The organism is endosymbiont of Ridgeia piscesae (assembly GCF_001443665.1).
Taxonomy (GTDB): domain Bacteria; phylum Pseudomonadota; class Gammaproteobacteria; order Chromatiales; family Chromatiaceae; genus Endoriftia; species Endoriftia persephonae.
Map to the genome: position 1 here is coordinate 39,466 of NZ_KQ557136.1, position 22,678 is coordinate 62,143.

Genomic DNA, 22,678 nt, shown 5'->3' on the forward strand with positions numbered 1-22,678 from the left:
TCACTCCTCTTCCACCAAAGTCAGCCACTCGCTCAGACGCGAACGCAAACGTAGCGTAGCCTGACTGTGGATCTGGCAGACCCGGGATTCACTCACACCAAGCACCTGGCCTATCTCTCTCAGATTGAGTTCGTCGTCGTAATACATGGAGATCACCAACCGTTCACGCTCCGGCAGACCGGCTATCGCCTCCGCCAGCGCATTCTTAAACGCATCTTTCTGCAGCCCTTCAAACGGCCCTTCATAGGTATTCTTGCCGGTGGCAGGGGTGATGTTGATCTCGCCAACCGCGGTCAGCTCATCCAGGCTAAAGACCCTCGAGCCGGTGGAATCCTTCAGGATCTGGTGATACTCCTTAAGTGACAGGTTGAGCGCCTCAGCCACTTCAACATCCCGGGCATCCCGCCCCTCTGCATTTTCGATCTCGCGCATTGCATCAGAGACCATGCGCGCCTTGCGGTGTACCGAGCGGGGCGTCCAGTCACTGCGACGGATCTCATCGATCATCGAGCCACGGATGCGAATCCCCGCATAGGTCTCAAAACTGGCACCCTGGGTGGGGTCGTAGTTGCGGCTCGCCTCCAGCAGCCCCAGCATGCCCGCCTGGATCAGATCATCTGCCTGCACATTCGGCGGCAGACGGCTCATCAGATGATAGGCGATGCGCTTCACCAGCCCCGCATGCCGGGTCACCAGATCATCGTGCCCCTGATCGTTCTGAATGGCCGTGTAACTCGCCAAGCCGTTCACCTTGCACTCTCCCCGTATTGACTTGAAAACTGGATCAGACGCTCAACAAAAAACTGCAGATCGCCACTAACCCCGGTGGGGAGCGGCCAAGTATCGGCCTTCTTCGCCAGATTCTTGAATGCCTGTGCAGCCTTTGAACGCGGGAAACTATCCACCACCGGCCGTTGAGCTTTGACCGCTTTACGTAGCTGTTCGTCATAAGGAATGCTGCCCATGTAGCTAAGCATCGCATCCAGATAACGGTCGGTGACCCGACACATCTTATTGTAGAGATCACGCCCCTCCTGCACCGTTCTCACCATGTTGGCGAGCACCCGAAAACGACTGACACCGTGTTCTCGGTTGAGCAGCTTGATGATGGCATAGGCATCGGTAATCGAGGCCGGCTCATCGCAGACCACCACCACCACCTCCTGCGCCGCACGACTAAAACTGACCACCTGGTCGGAGATCCCGGCAGCGGTATCGATCAGCAGTACATCGACATCGTTGGCCAACTCACTGAAAGCATTGATCAGACCGACATGCTGTGCGGTACTCAGTTCGGCCATCTTTTGCACACCGGAGGCCCCCGGCACCACCTTCATGCCGTGGGGGCCAGTCACCAGGATCTCCTCCAGGCGGCGCTCGCCGCGCATCACATGGGAGAGATCGAACTCGGGATGCAAACCGAGCATCACATCGATATTGGCCAGCCCGAGATCCGCATCCAGCAACATCACGCGCCGCCCCATCTCCGCCATCGCCACCCCCAGATTGACCGAGATATTAGTCTTGCCAACCCCACCCTTGCCGCCAGTCACGGCAATCACCCGCACCGGCTCGGGATTCACCATGCGGCGTAACCCGGCGGCTTGGTCTTCGATCTGATCAGACATGAGCATGTTCACCCGTTCCTCCAAATGCGAGAGCCAGGTAGGCCTCATCCAGCACCTCCCCTGCCTCCTGGGCGAGTTCAATGGCTTGACTGACAAGCGTGTGAGCCCTTGCCAGATGTAGATCCTCCGGCACCCGCTGCCCATCAGTGGTAAAGGCAAGCGGCAACCCGGCCTCGATCAGGGTACTGAACACCCCGCCCAGGGATGCCGCCTCATCCATCTTGGTTAACACCACCCCCACCGGATTGGCGACACGGAAGGCGTTCACCGCATGGTTCATCGCGGCACGCTGAGTGGTGGCGGAGAGGGTCAGCAGGGTCGTCACCGGATGGTTACCGGCGGTGATCAACGAAAGTCGTTCACTGAACTGCAGATCTCGCTGACTCATGCCCGCTGTATCGATTAGCACCAGTCGCTTGCCTGAGAAGGTGTGCAGCGCATCGCTCAATTCATCCGCGCTGGTGGCTGAACGCACCGGCACATTGAGGATCCGGCCATAGTTATGCAGCTGCTCCTGGGCACCAATGCGATAGCTGTCACAGGTGATCAGCGCCAGACTTCTGGAACCCTGGCGCAGACAGAAACGCGCCGCCAGTTTGGCGATACTGGTGGTCTTGCCCACCCCGGTCGGCCCCACCAGGGCAATCACGCCGCCCTGCTCCAACATATCCCCATCCATCACCGGCAGTTCGCCGATGAGGTGGAACATCGCCTGCCGCCAGGCCTGCTCCGGGCTCTCCGTTGCATCGACCCGCTCGGCCAGCTTGCGGCAGAGATCGGCACTCAGCCCCAACTCCATCAGTTGCCGCATCAGCTCCTGTTTCTGCGGTGATCGCTCCCCCAGGTCACGCCAGGTCAGCTCGGAGAGCTCCAGCTCCATCATCCGACGCAGCTCGGACATCTCACGGCGCATCTCCTGCAGCAGCGGATCCTGACTCCACTCCACCCGCTTGGCCGCAGGCTGACGCTGGCGACGCAGCTGATCGAGCTTCAGTGTCTGTGCCGGCGGCTCACGCCGCTCGCCGATATAGGGTTCATTTTTCGGCACTTCCGACTGTGGCGGCCTCAGGGGGCGAACATCCGCCATCGCCGGTGGCTCGGGCTCAGGCTCGGGCGTGAATGCCGCCTCGTCGTAGTCCATCGCCGCCACCAGCTCGACACCGCCATCCACCCGCTTATTGGAGAGGATCACCGCATCTGAACCGAGCGTCTCACGCACCTTGCGCAGGGCAGTTCGCATGTCGGGAGCAAAAAACCGCTTGATCTTCATCGTCCACAATCCTTCTGGACAGGCCGTCCATTCAAAGGAACGCTAGCCTTGTATGGCTTGCTCCCCTTTTCTGTCCCAGCCTGTCTGTTAGGTTTCCGCATGGTTTCCGCCGATAGTCGACACCACTTTCACCTGGTGGTTGTCCGGAATCTCGTTGTAGGAGAGGATGTGCATGCCCGGGGCCGCATGTTTGGCGAAGCGCGCCATCCAGGCGCGGATCGGTGCTGCCACCAACAAAATGCTCTCCATTCCTTCTGCCTCCATGCTGGAGCTGGTCTCGGCCAGCACCGTCTGTAGCCGCTCTGCCAAGCCAGGTTCAAACCCAGCTTGCCCCTCTTCCGAGGTCTGCAACGTCTGCTGCAATATCTGTTCCAGACCCGGCTCAAGCACCGCCACGGGAATTTCCGTATTAGAACCAATGAGTTGCTGGACGATACCTCGAGAGAGCGCAACCCTGACTGCCGCCGTCAAAATGACAGGATCCTGACTTCTTGGCGCCTGGTCCGCCAAGGTTTCGGCAATCGTGCGGATGTCGCGGATCGGAATATGTTCCGCCAGCAGGTTCTGCAGGATCTTCAGGATCTTCAGCACCACACTCAGGGAGAGCAGCTTGGGCACCAGATCCTCCACCAGCTTCGGCGCGGTCTTGCCGAGCGAGTCTAGCAACTGCTGCACCTCTTCATGACCCAACAACTCATGGGCCTGGTTGTGCAGGATCTCGCTCAGATGGGTCGCCACCACTGTGCTGGCATCGACCACCGTGTAGCCCAACGTCTGGGCATGGTCGCGCTGCTCATGGTCGATCCAGACCGCATCCAGACCAAAGGTGGGATCTTTGGTGGAGGTGCCCTGCAACTCACCAAACACCCGCCCAGGATTGATCGCCAGATCACGGTCGGGAAAGATCTCCGCTTCGGCGCTGATCACGCCGTTAATGGTGATGCGATAGGCGTTGGGCGAAAGGTCCAGATTGTCACGAATATGCACCGAGGGGATCAGGAAACCCATCTCCTGAGAGAGCTTGCGCCGCACCCCCTTGATACGATTCATCAGCTGCCCACCCTGGTTGCGATCGACCAGCGGAATCAGCCGGTAGCCCACCTCCAGGCCGATCACATCCACCGGCTGCACATCGTCCCAGGTCAGCTCGCGCTGCTCCGGCGACGGCTCCGAGGTGGCGGGCACCTGCACCTCCTCCGCCGCCTGCTGTTGGCGCTGGTGGAGCATCCAGGCACCACCACCCGCTGCGGCGGCGAACAGCAGAAAGACGAAGTTAGGCATACCGGGGATGATCCCCATCAGCAACAGTACCGAGGCCGCTACCGCCAATGCCCTGGGCGAGGCGAACAGCTGAGTGATGATCTGCCCGCCCACATCCTCGCTGCTGGCGACCCGAGTGACGATGATCGCCGCCGAGGTCGAAAGCAGTAGTGAGGGGATCTGTGCCACCAGACCATCACCGATGGTCAGCAACACATAGTTTTGCAGCGCCGTGGAGAAATCGAGGCCGTGCTGCGCCATGCCGATGGCGAGACCACCGATGATATTGATGAAGAGGATCAGGATGCCGGCGATGGCGTCACCCCGCACAAACTTGCTAGCGCCATCCATCGAGCCGTAGAACTCCGACTCCGACGAGATCTCGATGCGCCGTGCGCGCGCCTCATCCTGATCGATCAGCCCAGAGTTGAGATCGGCATCGATCGCCATCTGCTTGCCCGGCATCGCATCCAGGGTGAAGCGGGCGCTCACTTCCGCGACCCGACCGGCGCCCTTGGTGACCACCACGAAGTTGATGATCACCAGGATCAGGAAGACCACCAGACCCACCGCATAGTTGCCGCCGATGACAAACGCGCCGAACGCCTCGATCACCTTGCCGGCCGCATCACCGCCATGATGTCCTTCCAGCAACACCACCCGGGTCGAGGCAACGTTCAGCGCCAGTCGCAGCAGGGTGGCGATCAGCAGCAGGCTGGGAAACACCGCAAACTCCAGCGGCCGGCGAGTGTAGACCACCACCAGCAGCACCACCAGCGAGAGGGCAATATTGAAGCTGAAGAAGAGGTCGAGCAGGAACGGCGGCAGCGGGATCACCACCATCGACAGCAGCATCACCACCACCAGCGGGGCACCCAGACCGCGGGCTCCCACCTGCTTCACATTATCGAGAATCGCTGTTGCGTCCATCATATCAACCTGAAATAGGGCAGCCCATGACCGTCACATCCATACATTGCCAGCACCGCATGTCGGGTACGGCCCGACCTATTTGTCCTCCACGCATCAGTCGTGCCGAAGATCTTCCGGCACCGGCAGATCCTCCGGCACCTCGGGCGGCTCACCACCAAATTCGTCATAGGCCTTCAGCTGAAACACGTAGGCGAGCAGCTTGGCGACCGCCAGATAGAGCCCGGCGGGAATCGACTCGTTCAGCTCGGTGCTGAAGTAGATGGCGCGGGCCAACATCGGCGACTCGATGATCGGCACCTGCGACTCCCCGGCCACCTGGCGGATGTTTGACGCCACCAGTTCGCTGCCCTTGGCCACCAACTTTGGCGCCTGCATGCGATCCTGGTCGTAGCGCAGCGCCACTGCATAGTGGGTCGGGTTGGTCACCACCACATCCGCCTTCGGCACCTCCTCCATCATGCGCCGCTGCGCCATCTCTCGCTGCAGGCTGCGGATCCGGTTCTTCACCTCGGGGCGACCCTCGGTCTCCTTCATCTCATCGCGCACCTCCTGGCGGGTCATCTTCAACTGCCGGGTGTGATCCCAGAGCTGAAACGGCACGTCGATGGCGGCGATCAGGATCAGGGTCGAGGCGAGCAGGATCACCGACCAGCCGACCAGACTACTGATCAGATCGAAGCCCTGGTGCAGGTCCATTTCGTGCAGCTGCAGGTAGTTCTCCAGAGTGTTCCACAACAGCAAAACAGTCAGCCCGCCGATCAGCACAAACTTGGCGATCGCCTTCACCACCTCGATCAGCGCCTTGGCGGAGAACATCCGCTTGATGCCCTTCAGCGGACTCAACTTGCTCAGCTTCGGCATCAGGTTTTCACTGCTGACCGCCAACCCACCCAGTACCACCGAACTGGCCACCGCCAGCACGACCATTACCAGGAAGTAGGGAAGCAGCATCATGAAGGCGCTCTGCAGACTCTCCGTCAGGCGCACCAGCATGCTGCTGACATCGAAGATCTCCTGCCGACTGATGGTGAAGCCGCTGCTCATGATGTCACGCAGCTCCTTCGCGAAGTGACCGCTCATCATCACCAGAGTAATCACCCCACCGAGGGTCACCGCCATGGTGTTGAGCTCCCGTGAGCGCGGCACCTGCCCCTTGCGCCGCGAGTCGCTCATGCGTTTCGCTGTCGGTTGTTCTGTTTTTTCCTGGCCGTCCTTATTTTCGGCCATAGTTCACCTCGTTACGGCCAGCAGCCGCATTACCAGTTGGAAGCCCTCCTCCAAAATATTGGCGAAGACACTCAGTACATTCGGCAGGGTCACCCAGACCAGTGCGAAACCAAACAGTATGGTGATCGGGAAACCCACGGAGAAGATGTTGAGTTGGGGCGCGGCGCGCATCACCACGCCCATGCCGATGTTAACCATCAACATCGCGCTGACCATCGGCAGTGCGATCAGCAGGCCGCCGGCGAACATCCGACTGGTCCAGGCGACGATCTCACGGAAGCCGTTGCGGTTGATGCCGTCCAGCGCCACCGGCAAAGTCTGAAAGCTGTCCACCAGCAGTTCGATCAGCAGCAGATGGCCACCGAGAAAGAGAAAGATGAAGCTCGCCAGGATCAGGTAGTACTGGGCCAGCACCGGCACCTGCACACCGTTTTGCGGATCGACCATGGAGGCGAAACCGAGCCCCATGCTGTAGGCCATCACCTGGCCACCGAACACTAGCGCGGCAAACACCATCTGCAGCAGGAAGCCCATCACTACACCGACCAGGATCTGCTGCAGCATGATGATAAAACCAGGGTAACCGATCACATCGATGCTCGGCATCGGCGGCAGGGTCGGCGCCACCACCCAAGTGATGAACACCGCCAGAGCGAGCCGAAATCGCACCGGCACCTGGCGTGAGCTGAACACCGGCGCCGCCATCAACATGGCGCCGATGCGTAGCAGCGGCCAGAGCCAGGCCCCAATCCAGGCATCCAATTGCGCTTCGCTAAATGACATCGCTCTACCCAACCTCAAGCATCGCCGGCCATCACATGGCCACCACTGCCGGAAAAAATCCCACCCTCCCTGGCAGGTGCGCAGACGCCGCAGCGACTGCACATGCACTCATAAGCCTCCCACCCCCATTGAGATCAGTTCCGGGATGCTCTCGATCAAGGTGCGGGCAAAATCGGTCATGGTGCGCAACATCCAGGGCCCGGCAACCATCAGCACCATACCCACCACCGCCAGTTTGGGGATGAAGGTAAGGGTCATCTCGTTGATCTGGGTCGCTGCCTGGAAGGTGGCGACGATCAACCCGACCGCCAACGCTGGCAGCAACACCACCGCGATGATCGAGCCGATTACCTGCATTGTCTGCTGGCCGATAGTGATGACGGTATCCGGATCCATACTCTGCCTCCGCTAGACCTGAAAACTGCTCGCCAGGGTGCCAAACACCAGCGCCCAGCCATCGATCAGCACAAACAGCATGATCTTGAACGGCAGCGAGATGATCATCGGCGAGAGCATCATCATGCCCATCGACATCAGCACGCTGGCCACCACCACATCGATGACCAAAAACGGAATGAAGAGCAGGAAGCCGATCTGGAAGCCGGTCTTCAGCTCGCTGGTGGCAAAGGCCGGCAGCAGCAGTGAAAATGGCACATCCGCCGGACTCTGCAGTTCGCCGTAGTTGCCGATACGGGCAAACATCGCCAGATCGTCCTCACGAGTCTGCGCCAGCATGAACTCCCGCACCGGCTGGGCCGCCGCCTGCAGCGCAGGCATCGTAGTCAGCCGATCCTCCAGGTAGGGCTGGATCGCCACTGTATTCACCTCTTTGAAGACCGGCATCATGATGAAGATGGTAAGAAACAGTGCGATGCCGACCAGGATCTGGTTGTTGGGGGTGCTCTGTGTGCCCAGCGCCTGACGCAGGATCGCCAGCACGATAATGATGCGGGCGAACGAGGTCATCATCATCAACGCGCCGGGGATCAGGCTCAGCGCCGTCATGAAGAGCAGCACCTGGATGCTCAGGGTATAGGTCTGCACCCCACCGGCATCCTGGGTCACGGTCACCGCCTCCACCCCGGGGGCCGCCTGCAGGCCGAGGCTCAAGAGTAGTCCGATCAGCAATACTCCGGCCCTCATCACGACTGCTCCTCCACCGCCTTACTCAATTCTTTCTCGAAGGGTTGCCCGCCCTTCTCCCCACTACTCGAAAGCAGATGTAGTCTCTCCACCCGCCCCGGCGCGACGCCAAGCAGCAATCGCACCCCTTCCACCTCGACCACCACTACCCGCTCCCGCGGGCCCAGCGAGGCACCGCCTACCACCCGCACCAGCCCCTTGCTGCCGCTGGGCAGCTGGCCGTAGCGTTTCAACAGCCAGGCTGCACCAAAGATCAACAACAGCACCAGCAACAGACCACCGGCGGTCTCCAGCAGTTGTGTCGCAGACATCGGCTCAAGCATCGCGCCGCCCACCTTGCCGCCCGGGGCCTCCGCCGCCGTCGCCAGCAGGCTGCATAAAAATAGAGGGATTGCGCTGAGGCGGATCATTAGAGGGCCCCTAGCTAAGCCGCTTGACCCGCTCGGCAGGGCTGATGATGTCGGTCAGACGCAGGCCAAACTTTTCATTCACCACCACCACCTCGCCTTGGGCGATCAGAGTACCGTTGACCAGCACATCCATCGGCTCGCCGGCGAGCCGGTCGAGCTCCACCACCGAGCCCTGATTGAGCTGGAGCAGATTGCGGATGTTGATTTTGGTGCGACCGATCTCCATCGAGATGATCACCGGCACATCAAGAATCGCATCCAGGCTGACTGTTTCGGCATCAGCCTCATCCTCCGCGTCATTCACCGCCGGCAGATTTGCACCGCCTTCACTGCCACTCTGCTCTTCCAGAGCCTCGGCCCACTCGTCGCCGACCACTTCAGCACCCTGCTCGCTATTTTCTGTATCACTCATGCTTCAAGTCCTGTCTCTATTCCGCTGCGGATCCGGCTGCAGAATCCGCTTCATACTCAAGATATTCGTGCAGCGCCTCCTGCCGTTTCGGTTTGATCCACTTCGAGATGCGCACCGAATAGTTGCCATCGGAGACCCCCAGCTTGCCGCGGAAGACCGGCACCTCGGCAGCGGTCACCTCCACCTCCTCTGGCAGCTCAATCGGGATGATGTCCCCCTTGTCCAGCTTCGACAGCTCACGTAGGGTCACGCTGGTCTCGGTGAGGATGCTTTTGAGCTCGATCTTGGCACCGAGGATCTCCTCGCGCAGGGAGCGCTCCCAGCGCTCATCCCGCTCACCCCGGTCGCTCTGCACACCCGCATCGAGCAGCTCACGGATCGGCTCCAGCATCGAATAGGGCAGGCAGATGTGGAAATCACCGCCGCTGTTCTCCAGGTCGATATGGAAGCTGGTCACCACTACCACCTCGGAGGGGCTGACGATATTGGCAAACTGTGGGTTGACCTCGGAGCTGTCGTACTCGAACTCCACATGAAACACCGGCTTCCAGGCCCCCTGCAGATCACCGAACGCCTGCTTCAGCAGCAGCTGGATCACCCGCAGCTCGGTGGGGGTGAAGTCGCGTCCCTCAACCTTGGTGTGGAAGCGCCCGGTGCCACCGAAGTAGTTGTCCACCACCGCAAACACCAGCTTGGGGTCGATCACGATCAAGGCTTTGCCACGCAGCGGACGCATGCGCACAATGTTCAGGCTGGTCGGCACAAACAGACTGTGGACGAACTCGGAGAACTTCTGCATCTGCACCCCGGAGACCGAGATATCTGCGGAGCGGCGCAGCATATTGAAAAGACTGGTGCGGAAGTGGCGGGCAAAACGCTCGTTGATCATCTCCAGGGTCGGAAGACGCCCACGCACGATCCTGTCTTGACTGGCGAAGTCGTAACTCGAGATCCCCCCAGCATCCACCTCGACCTCGGCCTCGGTGCTGACATCGCCGCTGTCGACGCCATGTAGCAGAGCATCGATCTCTTCTTGTGAGAGCAGATCGTTGGTACTCATCAGATCACTGCATCACAAAGTTGGTGAAATAGAGGGCCTCGACCTCGCCCGGTCCATCCAGCTCCTTGACGATGCCGTTGAGCTTGTCGAGCATCTCCTGCTGCAGCGCTTCCTTCGCCTCACGGTTCTTCAGCACCTTGCCATCCTTCGCTCCGAGCAGGTCGAGAAAGTGGTGGCGAATCATCGGGTCGTTATGCTTGAGAAACTCGACCATCTGGTCGCTGCGCACCCGCACGGTCACGCCGACCTGTATCAGGCTCGGCTTGCCCGGAAGATTGACGACAAACACCGGATCGAGGGCGTGATACTGCGGCGGCCCCTTCTCGACCTCCGCTGCAGGCCCCTCCTCCTTGGCCTGTTCCTGCTCCTGCGCCACCTCTTCCTCTGTCGGCGCCTCATCGCCCATCAGCAGAAAATAGGCCGCCGCACCACCACCCAACAGCAATACCGCCGCCACCGCGATGATGATGATCAGCTTCTTCTTGCCGGGCTTCTCATCGCCCAGCTCCAGATCCTCTTTTGCCGCATCTTTGGCCATTGCCCACTCCCCAAGATTGTTTCGACAATCCAGATGCAAAATGAGTGCCAGCAGAGAATTAGTGGATTTGTCATGGAGTTAGACGAAGCATGGCAGCCAATGCCGGTTTATTGACAAGAGATGAGTGGACGACCGGCAAAATAACGGCAGGGTAAGGGAGTCGATGAGATGGCCTCCCCTCACTTCCTAATCGGCGTCACAATGCACCATGATGGAAGCGTGCTAAGCATCAACAAAAGCGAGAGACAATTATCTCATCGACCCTCTTGATCAACGCTCGTGCCCGAATCCCTACTTCATCTCTGGGAATGGACATCCTATACCTCATCATCCACACTGGGCGGTTGTGAGTCTCGAGAACTGCGTGCCACGCCATGCCGCTAGCTCATAACATCAGTCAAAGTAAGGGATGCCCAGCCGAGCAGTCGACATTATGACCAACGATCCTTCCTTACGCGTTTCCACTAAACGCCGCCGTATCTTGGGCCTCGCCGCAGCGATACTCTGGACCCTCGCGCTCGGTGGGACCCTGGCCTGGAACCTGTGGCAGCAGGGGGGGGTTCTGTTGGACGAAGGGCGCAATCAGGCGCGAGCGGCACTGGAAACCCAGGCCGCCATGCGCTATTTCGTAACCCATGTCGGTGGGATCTACGTACCCGTGGCCAAGGGGGTGGAGCCCAACCCCTTCCTCGCCCACCTCTCCTACCGGGACATCCCTGGTCCAAATAGCGGAACACTCACCCTGGTGAACTCCTCCTACCTGATCAGGTTGGTAGACGAGATGACGCCGGGCCGTGACCGGGTGCGGGTGCGGGCCGTCGCCATCGATCCCCTATCCGAAAAAAACGCCCCAGACACCTGGGAGCGAGAGGCCCTGCATCGCATTCGCTCCGGAGCATCGGAGTGGGGGGAGATGGTGATCGAGGAGGGCAAACGTTGGTGGCGCGAACTGCGACCACGCATCGCCTCGGCAGAGTGCCTGGACTGCCATCGGGGACAGGGCGTGAAGACCGGCGAAATCCTCGGTGGACTCTCGGTGAGGGTTCCCCTGGACCCCTTGCAGGCAATCATGGCCCGACAGCGCATGGGCGTCTGGCTGGGTTATGGCCTGATCTGGTTCCTCGGGCTGGGGGGAGGCATCTGGGGCTACGTCCTGACCGGGCGATGGGCACGGCAGCGTGTGGCCATGGAGGGCAAACTGAAGCGCGAACTGGACAATGAGCGCACCTTGGGCGATATCCTCGAGATCTCCCTCGCGGAGATGCCCTTCGAATCGCGTCTGCACCGCATCCTGGAGGTGACCACACGTAGCTCCCTGGCCGACCTGGAGCCCAGGGGGGCGGTGTTCCTGGCGGATCCCGAGACTGAGAGCCTGCACATGGCTGCACAGGTAGGGCTGGCCCCCGTCTTGCTCGATGCCTGCGCCCAGATCTCCTTCGGCCACTGCCTCTGCGGGCGGGCCGCTAGCACGCGCGAGCTGGTGTTCGCAGGTTGCGTGGACGAGCGCCACGAGACCCGTTATCCCAACATGACTGCCCACGGCCACTACTGCATGCCCATCCACAGCGGCGAACGCCTGCTTGGCGTATTTACTCTCTATATCGCCGAGGGTCATGTCCGGGACCAGCAGGAGCAGCTCTTCCTAACCTCGGTGGCCGACATCCTCGGCAATCTGATTGAGCGCCACCTCGCCCGCCAGAGTCTGGAGCACCAGGCCTTTTACGATGAGCTGACCGGCCTGCCCAACCGTAGCCTGTTCCTGGATCGCCTGCGCCATCATTTGGGGGGGGGGCGAGGTCAAGGGGAGGTCCTTTCGGCGGTGATGTTTCTCGACCTGGATCGCTTCAAAACCATCAATGATGCCTTGGGGCATGATCATGGGGACCGGTTGCTGAGCGAGGCGGCGCGACGCATTGCAGGCTGCGTCCGTCCCCAGGACACCGTGGCGCGCCTAGGAGGGGACGAGTTCACAGTGTTGCTGGAAGAGGTCGCTAACCCAGCCACCGTCACCCATATCGCCGAGCGTATCCACCGTGCCTTGGAAGAGTCGTTTAATCTTGATGGACGCAGGGTGACCACCTCCACCAGCATCGGTATCGCCTTCACCGATACCCTGGAGCTAAGCCCCGATGGCCTGCTGCGCGACGCCGACACCGCGATGTACCAGGCCAAAGCCGAGGGCACGGGGCGTACCGTGATCTTTGATGTGGGGATGCACAGTGCCGCACAGCAAGTCCTGACCTTGGAGCAGGACCTGCGGGCCGCCGTCGTCGAGGGCCAGATCGAGGCCTGGTACCAACCCATCGTGGACTTGACCGGCGGGACCATCCACGGCTTCGAGGTACTGGCACGCTGGCGCCACCCCGAGCGAGGCATAATCTCCCTGGGGGAATTCATTCCCGCCGCGGAAGAGGCCGGGATAGTGCGCGACATCGACCGCCACATGCTGGAGCAGGCCTGCGCGGCCCTAGTGGACTGGCGCAGCCGCTTTGCCGCAGAAACCATGGATAGTCTCCATCTGGCGGTGAACCTCTCCTGCAAGCATTTTGCCCAAGGTGATTTCATGGACTGTCTGTTGTCTACCACTAAGGCGGCCGGAGTGAGGCCGGAGCAGATTCGCCTAGAGATCACTGAGAGCCTACTGCTGCGCGACCCCGAATCCGCGGGGCAGGTGCTGAATCGCCTGCGCGGGATGGGCTTCAAGGTCGCTCTGGACGACTTTGGAACCGGTTATTCCTCACTGGCCTATCTCCACCGCCTGCCAGCCCAGGTGCTCAAGATCGACCGCAGTTTCGTCGCCGGTTTCCTGAATGACACCGCCCAGTCCGCACTGGTGGCGAGCATTATCCGCATCGCCCATGGGTTCCAAATGGAGGTGGTGGCCGAGGGTATCGAAACCGAGGCCCAGACCCAGGCCCTAGCCGCCATGGGCTGTCAGTTGGGACAGGGGTTCTACTATTCGCACCCGGTACCCCGGGAGGAAGTCGATGAGTTGCTGCAGGCCTGCAAATTACCACTGTTCACCACTGGGTGATGTCCCCGCCAGCTCCGCTGCGGATTCCTCGGAGGGAAGCGGGATGATCTCTCCCTTGTCCAGCCTCGACAGCTCATGCGGGGTCAAGCTGGCCTCGGTAAGAATGCTTAAGGTACGCCACACCGCAGAGCGGTGTGACGAGGATAATCGGACCCTCGTAGGTGCGGCTTTAGCCGGACAAACAAGTGCGGCTGAAGCCGCACCTACAGGTGATTGGCTGGCGGTAGGCATCAGTTGGGATTTGTTCCTCACCCCAACCTACATCTCTGGTGATGCCCGCCGCCGATTTGTGCGAAAATCGTCGCCTGTCCTTTCTCTTTTCTGGAATCCAAGACCGAGACCATGGCCCAATACATCTACACCATGAACCGGGTGGGCAAGATCGTCCCACCCAAGCGCGAGATCCTGCGCGATATCTCCCTCTCCTTCTTTCCTGGCGCCAAGATCGGCGTACTCGGTCTCAACGGTTCGGGCAAATCAACCCTGCTGCGGATCATGGCCGGGATCGATAGCGACATCGAGGGAGAGGCACGCCCCCAGCCAGGCACCCGGATCGGCTATCTGCCACAAGAACCTCAGCTCGACGAGAGCAAAGATGTGCGCGGTAACCTGGAGGATGCGCTGGGTGAGGTAAAACAGGCACTGACCCGGCTCGATGCAGTCTACGCCGCCTACGCCGAACCTGATGCCGATTTCGACGCCCTGGCCAAAGAACAGGCGGAGCTGGAGAACATCATCCAGGCCAGCGACGGCCACAACATCGATCGCCAACTAGAGATCGCCGCCGATGCGTTACGACTGCCGCCATGGGAGGCCGACGTGCGCACCCTCTCCGGCGGCGAGCGGCGCCGGGTGGCACTGTGCAAGCTGCTGCTGGAGAAGCCCGACATGCTGCTGCTGGACGAGCCGACCAACCATCTCGACGCCGAGTCGGTGGCCTGGTTGGAGCGCTTCCTGCACGAATACAGCGGCACCGTGGTAGCGGTGACCCATGACCGCTACTTCCTCGACAACGTGGCGGGCTGGATCCTGGAGTTGGACCGGGGCTACGGCATCCCCTGGGAGGGCAACTACTCCTCCTGGCTGGGGCAGAAGGAGGCGCGCCTGGAGCAGGAGCAGAAGAGCGAGGTGGCCCGGGTCAAGAGCATGAAACACGAGCTGGAGTGGGTGCGCTCCAACCCCAAGGGGCGCCACGCCAAGAGCAAGGCACGTCTGGCACGCTTCGAGGAGTTGCAGAGCCAAGAGTTCCAGGCCCGCAACGAAACCAACGAGATCTACATCCCGCCCGGCGAGCGCCTCGGCGAGCTGGTGATCGAGGCCAACCAGCTGAAGAAGGCCTACGGCGACCGAGTACTCTACGATGAGCTTAGCTTCAATCTGCCGCGGGGCGGCATCGTCGGCATCATCGGCCCCAACGGCGCCGGCAAAACCACCCTGTTCCGCATGCTCACCGGCGAGGAGCAGCCCGACGGCGGCGAACTGCGTATCGGCCCGAGTGTCGAGATCGCCTACGTTGATCAATCCCGCGACGCCCTGGACGGCAGCAAGACCGCCTGGGAAGAGATCTCCGACGGCCGCGACATCATCACCGTCGGGCGCTATGAGTTCAACTCCAGGGCCTGGCTGAGCCGCTTCAATTTCAGGGGCAGCGATCAGCAGAAGCGGGTCGGCGACCTCTCCGGCGGTGAGCGCAACCGACTGCACCTGGCGAAGCTGCTGCAGCGCGGCGGCAACCTGCTGCTGCTCGACGAGCCCACCAACGACCTCGACGTGGAGACCCTGCGCGCCCTGGAAGAGGCGCTGCTCGCCTTCCCCGGCTGCGTGGTGGTGATCAGCCATGACCGTTGGTTCCTCGACCGCATCGCCACCCACATCCTCGCCTTCGAAGATGAGGGTCAGACGGTCTGGTTTGAGGGCAACTTCCAGGACTACGAGGAGGATAAGAAGCGCCGCCTCGGAGAAGCAGCAATCGAGCCGCACCGAATCAAATACAAACGGCTCTCAGGATGAGATCGGACCGCAGCGTCTCGCACCTGGGCCGGGGCCAGAAGCCCCGCCCGGTGCGGAGGATACCCCCTTGTCGATACAGCATCATCTGAGGCAGCAGCCGAGTTTTCAATTCGTCATCCTCACCCTACTGATGCTCGCCTCAATGCTCAGTTACTACGTCTGGCATGAGCACCAAGAGCACCATGCCCACCGCCAAAAGCTCGCGCAACAGGCGGTCCGCAGTGGCGCTCGTGAGATCACCCTGCAACTGCGTAACTTCCATGCCAACCTGGCCCTGTTTGTCCAGCAGGAGGGAACCCTGCTGGCCGAAGTTGCCGAAACACACGCCAACGACCAACAGCACCAACGCCTGCACAAACGACTGCAACTGCAATTTCCCGACATGGAGAGCTTTCTGCTTACCAACAGCGCAGGCAAACCACTCTCCGGTAACAGCGATGGCCTTCTCGATGATCAACACACCTACACTCTGAAGCAGTTTACCCTGGGACGTCAGCAACCGATCCTGCTACTACAAGATGGCGACCGTTACAACTTCGAGATCATGGTGCCCTGGCACCGTTCAGGCGCAGGCAGCGGTGTGCTTACCGTACGTTTCCTCTGCCGCCCGATCTGCCGCATCATCAACAACGAACAGCTGACTGACTATCAGCTGCAGCTGCTACCACCAGCCTCGCCGCTGGAGGCCGGCAATGGCGGTGCCCCGGACCCGGTGCCGGCGCTCCACAGCACCATCCCAGACATCGGCTGGCGCATTGTCGCCCAACCCCGGCCCGATCTGACACCACTCGACAGGAGCGCCGGCCAGGCACTGCTGCTGTTTATGTTCAGCAGCATCCTGAGCCTGCTGCTCTATCGGCGCTGGATGATCCTAGAGCGCCAGCGCAGCCACACAGAGCAACGTTACCGCAACCTGCTCGAGACCTCTGAAGACCTGATCTGGTCGATCGACCGCAAGGGCTACCTCACCCAGATCAACGACTCCGCCTGGCCGATCCTTGGCTTGAACGCAGAAGAGATGATCGGCCGCCCACTGCTAGAATTCGTCCCCGACGATGAGCTGCAAAACCAGTTCAAGGCGCTGCGCAACCTGCTCAGCGGCCACGCCTGGAAAAACCATATCACCCGGCTGGCCTCCAGCGACGGGCGCGATATCCACATGCGCTTCAACGCGCTGCCAATCTTCAGTCCGAAGGGCGAGATCGAGGGCGCCACCGGCACCGCCACCAACATCACCGAACAGATCAACGCGCTTGATGTGCTGCGTGAGAAAGAGCAGCGATACCGGCAGATGTTTGAGACCAACCAGGCGATCAAGCTGATCCTCGATGCCACCTGCGGCGACATTATCGAGGCCAACAGCGCCGCCAGCCGCTTCTACGGATACCCCGAAGAGACACTCCGTTCACTCGGCTTCCATGACCTCAACCAGGCAGAACCGCTGCGACTGGGCCAGCTGCTCGGCGCGATTCGACAGGGCCAGCTGACCACCTTCCAAGAGACCCATCGCCTCGCCTCCGGCCGAGAACGGGAGGTGGAGATCCAGGCCGGTCCAGTCACCACCGGCGACACTGAGCTGATCTATCTGATCATTAACGACGTGACCGAGCGGGAACAGTCACTAAAGGCGTTGCGCGACAACGAGCAGAAGCTGCAGAGCCTGGTGGAGGCGGCCACCGAGGGCATCGCCATGCTCGATGATGACGGTCTGGTGCAGCTCTTCAACCCGGCCGCAGAGATGATGTTTGGCCGGCTCGAGGAGGATCTGATCGGGGTCGGTTTCGAGCAGTTGTTCGAGGCCAGTGCACCACCCGGCGAGCAGCACGCCCTCGCCTGGTATCTGGCGAACTGGGGCTTCTCCGAGGACGGCGGGATCCGCGAGCTGATCGGCTATCGCAGCAACGGCGACGAGTTCCCGTTGCGTCTCTCCCTCAGCCCCTTCGAGCTGGATCAGCGCCCCCACTATCTGCTGCTGATGCAAGATCTCTCCGAATCCCGCGAGGCGGAACAGCGGCTCGCCTATCTGGCGCAGCACGATGTGCTCACCGGGCTGCTCAACCGCGCCGAGCTGGAGCGCCGCCTGGCGGTGCTGCTGAGCACGCCGGCCAGCCCCCGTCCCCATCATGTGGTCTGTTTTATGGACATCGACCAGTTCAAGCTGGTCAACGACACTGGCGGCCATGATGCGGGAGACGAGTTGCTGCGCCAGCTGGCGATCCTTATCAAGTCGCAGCTGAAGGGATTTGATCTGCTGGGGCGGGTCGGCGGCGACGAGTTTGGCGTGATCCTCACCGACTGTTCGGTAGAGCGGGCTGAGTCGATCAGCAGCAATCTGCTACAGACCATTCGCAGTTTTTTCTTCTCCTGGCAGGAGCGCTCCTACGATGTCGCAGTCAGCATCGGCCTGTTCGGTTTCAAGCCTGGCGATGAGAGCACCTCAAGCATCCTCAGCAGCGCCAATGTGGCCTGCCAGATGGCCAAGGAGCAGGGCCGCAACCGGCTCCATATCTACCACACTGGCGATACCGCGCTGGTCCGCCACCACGGCGACATGCACCTGGTGGCCGGCATCAATCAGGCGCTACAGGAGGGGCGTTTCCATCTCTATGTGCAGCCGATCGTGCCGGTCAACGGTGCCGATGAGCGCCACTATGAGGTGCTGGTGAGGATGATCGACGAGGCGGGGGATACGGTAGTCCCCGATCATTTCATCCCTGCCGCCGAGCGTTACATCCTGATGCCGGCGATCGACCGCTGGATCATCAGCGAACTCTTCACTACCCAGGGAGAAACCCTGCGTCAATGGGCCGAGGTGAATCAACAAACAGGAGAGTTTCTGTTCGCCATCAACCTCTCCGGCACCTCCCTCTCGGACGACGGCTTTCTCAACTATCTGGAGCGACTCTTCGACGAGTGGCGGATCCCGTTTCGCAGCATCTGTTTCGAGATCACCGAGACCGCGGCGGTGGCCAATCTGGAACACGTCAAGGTAATGATCAAACGTCTGAAATCTTTCGGCTGCCGCTTCGCCCTGGACGACTTCGGCACTGGGCTCTCCTCCTACAGTTACCTCAAGGAACTACCGGTGGACTATCTGAAAATCGACGGCAGTTTCGTGCGCAACATGGCCACCGACCCGGTGGACTATGCGATGGTGGAGTCGATCAACCAGATCGGCCATATCCTGGGGCTGGAGACGATCGCCGAGTGGGCCGAGGATCAGACTATTCTGAATCAGCTGCGGGTGCTAAATGTCGACTATGCGCAGGGTTATGGGGTTGGGGAGCCGATGCCGCTGAAGGAGTTCCGGCTATAGCCACAGCGTAGAAGCGCCACAAGCGGCGCTTCTACGGAGGCCAGTTATTCGGCGCCGATCTGCTTCATCAGGCCGAAGCTCTTGATGAAGGGGCCCGCCATGCGCGGATCCTTGAGCATGCCTTTGAAGTCGCCCTGCAGGAACTTCAGCTTGCCCATGGCGAAGGCGGTGCCCATACCGGCCATGCCGATACCCTTCTCCACCCACTTCATCCAGTCAGCGCGGCTGGCGCGCATGTCCCAATCCATCGTCTCGCCAGCGTAGTCACCGGCACTCACACACTCGCCGTTCACCACCACAAACACGCCACGGGGCTTTTCTTCGTCTTTGAAGCCACAGGTGATGGTGGAGTTGAAACCGATCTCGGCCAGCTTGTCTTTGACCTCTGGATCAGCGTTCCAGGCATCTTTCAGTTCGTTCATCCAATCAGCAGAAAAAAGTTCAGCCATTCCAGACATCCTCAGGTTAGTCGTTGTATTCAGACTGCTTGACTATATCCAAGGCCAGGCGGCTTATCGCAACAGTTCTTTTTATGCCAGCAGACAGGAATTTTGTAGCCACTCAGCCTCCGAGGCTGCCCGCTGCCTGGACAGCACCTCAATCCAACTGATATTTGTGCAGCGGACCTAGCGTTTGTGCTCCGTCCCAGATATATCTGAGACGAAGTACAAGACGTCAGGGCTTTTCAAACCCCTTGCCCACAATCTCCCCCGCATCATCAACAACACACAGCCCAACTGGGGGGTTGTTTGCAGCAAACCGCCCGGCCTTGGTGCGTCGCATAACGCTGTTATGGACCAGATCTGTCGCATAGATGGTGCGCTTTTTATTCGCCATACGATCCATTCCTGGAGTCTTGCATTCAGCCCAGGAGTTGCTGCCGCCGCTGGCTTTCTTGATTTGTACGTCATCCAGCGGCAGCTTATGGCGCTGGGCATGTTGGTACATCCAGTAGAGCGGGATGTTGGAGAGGCCTTCATTATTGTTGCCACCACCGACATCAGAATGGTAGCCACGGAACCAGGCCTCACGGATATCGCGTAGCTCCCGGTCCGAATAGGCATCCTGCACCACCCGGGTCAGTGGGAACAACTGACGCCGCTCATCCAGTGCGATTGCGTGACAGCAATGCTGCACGATATAGGGCAGAGTGAGATCGTAACCCAGGTTGATGCGGTTGCCTGGGATGCCGAACGAAGCGACCGTTTCCCACAGCCCCATGAAGCGAATCGTAGGCGCCTCTTCGCCATTCACCCCCTCTTCCAGGATATCATTGGCAAACTCCAACGCCAGCGCGGCGCCACGGCTGAATCCAATAATGTCGATATCGCGATCGCCGTTGCGGAAGTTCGCTTCGAGCTGGTCCATCGCCTCGCCGATACGCTGGTGGCCACCGATCCCCAGCATCTTGCCGAAGAGGTCCCCGAGCACAGAATAGCGAGTGCCCACACCTGCTACGTAGAAGCACTTTCCAGGCCCGCTGTAGGCATTCTCGTAGGCGCGAAAAAATTTCAGGACGTTAGTGTCTTCCCCCTCTCCGGGGTTGTCTTCGTTACCGGTACCATCGAATGCATAGAGTGCCATGATGTTATCCTCTTGGTCCTTAGGGAGCCTCTGATGCTCTCTGCGAGATCGGATCCCCGACCTCAGTCCACGATCAACCTTTGTGCAATGAAGCTAATTCCCGATTAAAAGCCTAGGAGAGCCATCCATGGTCTGCAAGGATCTGCCAACATATCCTTACCCTATGATCAGACAATCCGATGAGGCTGAACTGATTGAGTGACTGTTTTTCAAGCCTATGCGGCATCCCAGTGATACTGGTCAGCCCTGCATCCCCATCCTCACCAGCTTCAGCAACAGCAATAGAAACGGGGCAGCGTGAAACAGCAGATCAAAGATATCGATGGCCCGCGTCAGGGTGCCCGCCCGCAGCATCTTCAGCTTCTCCCAGATGTGGGGTTCCGGAAAAAATGGCGCAAACCCCAATAACAGACAGCCGATGGCCAGTGTCCCCAACGGCAGTTGATCCAACCACTCCATACCCCTTATCTCCTGTTTAGCAATGGATCGGCAGCCAAGGCATCAGCCGCGGAGGTCTGCTTCTGAACACGGCAAAGCAGCAAAACCTCACCCCGGGCCTGAAAAACACCATATATTCACATTTCATAATATGCTACTTTGTTGAATCCGGGCCGAATTTTACTCCCATTGGCTGGTACCTGCACCCGGACAAAATAGGCTGGAGGATCAAATCATGTCAGCAAAACAGTCTGTCGCCTCAGAAGAGACGACCGAGATCGCCACACCCACAGAAAACCTGATCCATCTGGATCAGGATTCAGATCCACAACCCCGGGCGCGGGATTTCAACACCAAGATATCGGACCTGGAAGAGACGCTGCAGCAGCTGCAGCAACACCTCGACAGCAGCAACCACGATTTCAGCAAGGCCCTGAATAGTGCTGAGAGCCGCAACCAAGCCCTCTCCTCCGACTTCACCCAGGCCTTCCAGTCCCTCTCGGAAGATACTCTCAAGCTCTCCGCCGCCACCACCGAGGTGGCCAGCAAGCTTGAGCTGAGCATCGCTGAGCAGGAGGGGGCCACCCTCACCCTGGGCAAGAAGCTCACCGCAAAGATTGCGCAGCTCTCAAAGAAGCACCGTGAAGAGAGCGCCGCCTTGCGCGCCGAGCAGCAGTCACAGCTGGAGCGCATCCAGGCACTGAACGAGGCGACGGAGCAGCTGGCTGCGCTCCTCGAGAGCAGCATTGACGAAAGTATTAATCGTTCCGAAAGTATTGGCAGTGTATACTGCTTTCCATGGCTACGATAAAAGAACAGCGTGATCAGAAAAGGAAAGATGTAGTGGAGGCGATTGTCATTCGGCACGAACCCGTTCACTTGGTGAAGCGTATCTACAATATTCCAGAAAGAACGATATTTAATTGGTTGTCCCTTTACCGCTCAGGCGGATGGGATGCACTGAAGGAACAGGCGCGAAGCGGACGTCCAAGAAAGATCTCTGCCGGCGATATGCAATGGATTTACAACGCAGTGACCATGGGCAACCCGATGAACTACCAATTTGATTTCTGCCTCTGGACACTCAATGCCATGCGAGCACTCATCCAGAAGGAGTTGGATATCAAACTGAGCAAAAGCTCCGTTAGCCGTTTACTGGGGCACCTGGGATTGAGTCCACAACGCCCGATCTACAAGTCTTACAAACAAGATCCCAAGAAGATCAAACAGTACCTGTCAGAAACATTTCCGGAAGCAGTCGCTCAGGCCAAGAGAAACGGTGCCGATATCTTCTTTGTTGACGAGGCATCGGTACGTAGCGATGCCCATCGAGGACGGACCTGGGGTAAAAAGGGCGAAACACCGGTGGTCAAAAACAGCGGCGGACGTTTTGGCCTGAAAGTGATCAGTGCGATCAGTCCCCGTGGAAACATGCGCTTCAGCTTCATTGAGGACAAGATGAATTCAAAGAAATTCATCCAATTTCTGAAGAAGTTACATAAGGATGCCGGCAAGCCTATCCTGGTTGTTCTTGATAATGCTCGATATTAATCGTTCCGAAAGTATTGGCAGTGTATACTGCTTTCCATGGCTACGATAAAAGAACAGCGTGATCAGAAAAGGAAAGATGTG

General features: G+C 59.7%; 20 protein-coding genes. 5 read left to right on the plus strand and 15 right to left on the minus strand.

The genetic code is table 11. From position 1 onward, the window contains the following. The 12 genes from Ga0074115_RS11200 to Ga0074115_RS11255 form a co-directional block, all read right to left on the minus strand. Positions 1-750 carry an RNA polymerase sigma factor FliA gene (locus tag Ga0074115_RS11200; RefSeq protein WP_057957015.1) on the minus strand — a complete coding sequence of 250 codons (750 nt, stop codon included), beginning with the start codon at positions 748-750 and terminating at the stop codon, positions 1-3. After that, positions 747-1,628 (minus strand): MinD/ParA family protein, encoded by an 882-nt coding sequence (locus tag Ga0074115_RS11205; protein ID WP_060528526.1) that lies wholly within the window; start codon positions 1,626-1,628, stop codon positions 747-749. The genes Ga0074115_RS11200 and Ga0074115_RS11205 overlap by 4 nt, the downstream gene beginning before the upstream one ends. Further along, positions 1,621-2,898, minus strand: a complete 1,278-nt coding sequence (gene flhF, locus Ga0074115_RS11210) for a flagellar biosynthesis GTPase FlhF (RefSeq protein WP_060528523.1) — start codon at positions 2,896-2,898, stop codon at positions 1,621-1,623. The genes Ga0074115_RS11205 and flhF overlap by 8 nt, the downstream gene beginning before the upstream one ends. A gap of 87 nt (positions 2,899-2,985) precedes the next feature. Beyond that, positions 2,986-5,088, minus strand: a complete 2,103-nt coding sequence (gene flhA, locus Ga0074115_RS11215; RefSeq protein ID WP_060528527.1) for a flagellar biosynthesis protein FlhA — start codon at positions 5,086-5,088, stop codon at positions 2,986-2,988. Positions 5,089-5,184: 96 nt separating this feature from the next. Continuing rightward, positions 5,185-6,318 (minus strand): flagellar biosynthesis protein FlhB, encoded by a 1,134-nt coding sequence (gene flhB / locus Ga0074115_RS11220; protein WP_060528524.1) that lies wholly within the window; start codon positions 6,316-6,318, stop codon positions 5,185-5,187. Between the two features lie 3 nt (positions 6,319-6,321). Beyond that, positions 6,322-7,101: a flagellar biosynthetic protein FliR gene (gene fliR / locus Ga0074115_RS11225; RefSeq protein ID WP_057956529.1), complete on the minus strand. Its 780-nt coding sequence runs from the start codon at positions 7,099-7,101 to the stop codon at positions 6,322-6,324. A gap of 108 nt (positions 7,102-7,209) precedes the next feature. Continuing rightward, on the minus strand, positions 7,210-7,497 hold the full coding sequence (gene fliQ, locus Ga0074115_RS11230; RefSeq protein ID WP_005959687.1) for a flagellar biosynthesis protein FliQ: 288 nt from the start codon (positions 7,495-7,497) through the stop codon (positions 7,210-7,212). A 12-nt stretch (positions 7,498-7,509) separates the two neighbouring features. Beyond that, the gene (gene fliP / locus Ga0074115_RS11235) at positions 7,510-8,244 is read right to left on the minus strand and encodes a flagellar type III secretion system pore protein FliP (protein WP_057956528.1); all 735 of its coding nucleotides are present in this window, start codon (positions 8,242-8,244) and stop codon (positions 7,510-7,512) included. Beyond that, on the minus strand, positions 8,244-8,654 hold the full coding sequence (gene fliO, locus Ga0074115_RS11240; RefSeq protein WP_057956527.1) for a flagellar biosynthetic protein FliO: 411 nt from the start codon (positions 8,652-8,654) through the stop codon (positions 8,244-8,246). Before fliO ends, fliP begins: the two co-directional genes overlap by 1 nt. A gap of 10 nt (positions 8,655-8,664) precedes the next feature. Next, positions 8,665-9,066: a flagellar motor switch protein FliN gene (fliN, locus tag Ga0074115_RS11245; RefSeq protein WP_057956526.1), complete on the minus strand. Its 402-nt coding sequence runs from the start codon at positions 9,064-9,066 to the stop codon at positions 8,665-8,667. Between the two features lie 16 nt (positions 9,067-9,082). Next, positions 9,083-10,126, minus strand: coding sequence for a flagellar motor switch protein FliM (gene fliM, locus Ga0074115_RS11250; protein WP_057956525.1), 1,044 nt, complete (start codon positions 10,124-10,126; stop codon positions 9,083-9,085). A 4-nt stretch (positions 10,127-10,130) separates the two neighbouring features. After that, the gene (locus Ga0074115_RS11255; RefSeq protein ID WP_057956524.1) at positions 10,131-10,664 is read right to left on the minus strand and encodes a flagellar basal body-associated FliL family protein; all 534 of its coding nucleotides are present in this window, start codon (positions 10,662-10,664) and stop codon (positions 10,131-10,133) included. Positions 10,665-11,097: 433 nt separating this feature from the next. On the opposite strand from Ga0074115_RS11255, the gene Ga0074115_RS11260 reads away from it, so the two are divergent. From Ga0074115_RS11260 to Ga0074115_RS11270, 3 genes are all read left to right on the plus strand, one after another. After that, the gene (locus Ga0074115_RS11260; protein WP_232433060.1) at positions 11,098-13,698 is read left to right on the plus strand and encodes an EAL domain-containing protein; all 2,601 of its coding nucleotides are present in this window, start codon (positions 11,098-11,100) and stop codon (positions 13,696-13,698) included. A 342-nt stretch (positions 13,699-14,040) separates the two neighbouring features. After that, positions 14,041-15,708 carry an energy-dependent translational throttle protein EttA gene (gene ettA, locus Ga0074115_RS11265; protein WP_057956523.1) on the plus strand — a complete coding sequence of 556 codons (1,668 nt, stop codon included), beginning with the start codon at positions 14,041-14,043 and terminating at the stop codon, positions 15,706-15,708. Between the two features lie 67 nt (positions 15,709-15,775). Beyond that, positions 15,776-19,024: an EAL domain-containing protein gene (locus Ga0074115_RS11270; RefSeq protein WP_057956522.1), complete on the plus strand. Its 3,249-nt coding sequence runs from the start codon at positions 15,776-15,778 to the stop codon at positions 19,022-19,024. Positions 19,025-19,068: 44 nt separating this feature from the next. Here Ga0074115_RS11270 and Ga0074115_RS11275 read toward each other — a convergent pair whose 3' ends face one another. The 3 genes from Ga0074115_RS11275 to Ga0074115_RS11285 all read right to left on the minus strand — a co-directional run bounded on the left by Ga0074115_RS11275 (position 19,069) and on the right by Ga0074115_RS11285 (position 21,067). Beyond that, positions 19,069-19,473 carry an SCP2 sterol-binding domain-containing protein gene (locus Ga0074115_RS11275; protein ID WP_057956521.1) on the minus strand — a complete coding sequence of 135 codons (405 nt, stop codon included), beginning with the start codon at positions 19,471-19,473 and terminating at the stop codon, positions 19,069-19,071. 226 nt (positions 19,474-19,699) lie between these two features. Further along, positions 19,700-20,608, minus strand: coding sequence for a phospholipase effector Tle1 domain-containing protein (locus tag Ga0074115_RS11280; protein WP_057956520.1), 909 nt, complete (start codon positions 20,606-20,608; stop codon positions 19,700-19,702). Between the two features lie 240 nt (positions 20,609-20,848). Then, a complete protein-coding gene (locus tag Ga0074115_RS11285; protein WP_057956519.1) occupies positions 20,849-21,067 on the minus strand; it encodes a hypothetical protein in 219 nt (72 codons plus the stop codon). Positions 21,068-21,281: 214 nt separating this feature from the next. Here Ga0074115_RS11285 and Ga0074115_RS11290 point away from each other — a divergent pair, with 214 nt between their 5' ends. Together Ga0074115_RS11290 and Ga0074115_RS11295 are read left to right on the plus strand one after the other, a co-directional pair. After that, the gene (locus tag Ga0074115_RS11290; RefSeq protein ID WP_057956518.1) at positions 21,282-21,857 is read left to right on the plus strand and encodes a hypothetical protein; all 576 of its coding nucleotides are present in this window, start codon (positions 21,282-21,284) and stop codon (positions 21,855-21,857) included. Then, positions 21,845-22,597, plus strand: a complete 753-nt coding sequence (locus Ga0074115_RS11295) for an IS630 family transposase (RefSeq protein ID WP_087959772.1) — start codon at positions 21,845-21,847, stop codon at positions 22,595-22,597. Before Ga0074115_RS11290 ends, Ga0074115_RS11295 begins: the two co-directional genes overlap by 13 nt. Positions 22,598-22,678: the final 81 nt, after the last annotated feature.

Coding starts and splice junctions, on each gene's coding strand:
- Ga0074115_RS11205 (WP_060528526.1), bottom strand. CDS start 1,628: ATGTCTGATCAGATCGAAGACCAAGCCGCCGGGTTACGCCGCATGGTG.
- flhF (WP_060528523.1), bottom strand. CDS start 2,898: ATGAAGATCAAGCGGTTTTTTGCTCCCGACATGCGAACTGCCCTGCGC.
- flhA (WP_060528527.1), bottom strand. CDS start 5,088: ATGGACGCAACAGCGATTCTCGATAATGTGAAGCAGGTGGGAGCCCGC.
- flhB (WP_060528524.1), bottom strand. CDS start 6,318: ATGGCCGAAAATAAGGACGGCCAGGAAAAAACAGAACAACCGACAGCG.
- fliR (WP_057956529.1), bottom strand. CDS start 7,101: ATGTCATTTAGCGAAGCGCAATTGGATGCCTGGATTGGGGCCTGGCTC.
- fliQ (WP_005959687.1), bottom strand. CDS start 7,497: ATGGATCCGGATACCGTCATCACTATCGGCCAGCAGACAATGCAGGTA.
- fliP (WP_057956528.1), bottom strand. CDS start 8,244: ATGAGGGCCGGAGTATTGCTGATCGGACTACTCTTGAGCCTCGGCCTG.
- fliO (WP_057956527.1), bottom strand. CDS start 8,654: ATGATCCGCCTCAGCGCAATCCCTCTATTTTTATGCAGCCTGCTGGCG.
- fliN (WP_057956526.1), bottom strand. CDS start 9,066: ATGAGTGATACAGAAAATAGCGAGCAGGGTGCTGAAGTGGTCGGCGAC.
- fliM (WP_057956525.1), bottom strand. CDS start 10,126: ATGAGTACCAACGATCTGCTCTCACAAGAAGAGATCGATGCTCTGCTA.
- Ga0074115_RS11255 (WP_057956524.1), bottom strand. CDS start 10,664: ATGGCCAAAGATGCGGCAAAAGAGGATCTGGAGCTGGGCGATGAGAAG.
- Ga0074115_RS11260 (WP_232433060.1), top strand. CDS start 11,098: ATGACCAACGATCCTTCCTTACGCGTTTCCACTAAACGCCGCCGTATC.
- ettA (WP_057956523.1), top strand. CDS start 14,041: ATGGCCCAATACATCTACACCATGAACCGGGTGGGCAAGATCGTCCCA.
- Ga0074115_RS11275 (WP_057956521.1), bottom strand. CDS start 19,473: ATGGCTGAACTTTTTTCTGCTGATTGGATGAACGAACTGAAAGATGCC.
- Ga0074115_RS11280 (WP_057956520.1), bottom strand. CDS start 20,608: ATGGCACTCTATGCATTCGATGGTACCGGTAACGAAGACAACCCCGGA.
- Ga0074115_RS11285 (WP_057956519.1), bottom strand. CDS start 21,067: ATGGAGTGGTTGGATCAACTGCCGTTGGGGACACTGGCCATCGGCTGT.
- Ga0074115_RS11290 (WP_057956518.1), top strand. CDS start 21,282: ATGTCAGCAAAACAGTCTGTCGCCTCAGAAGAGACGACCGAGATCGCC.
- Ga0074115_RS11295 (WP_087959772.1), top strand. CDS start 21,845: ATGGCTACGATAAAAGAACAGCGTGATCAGAAAAGGAAAGATGTAGTG.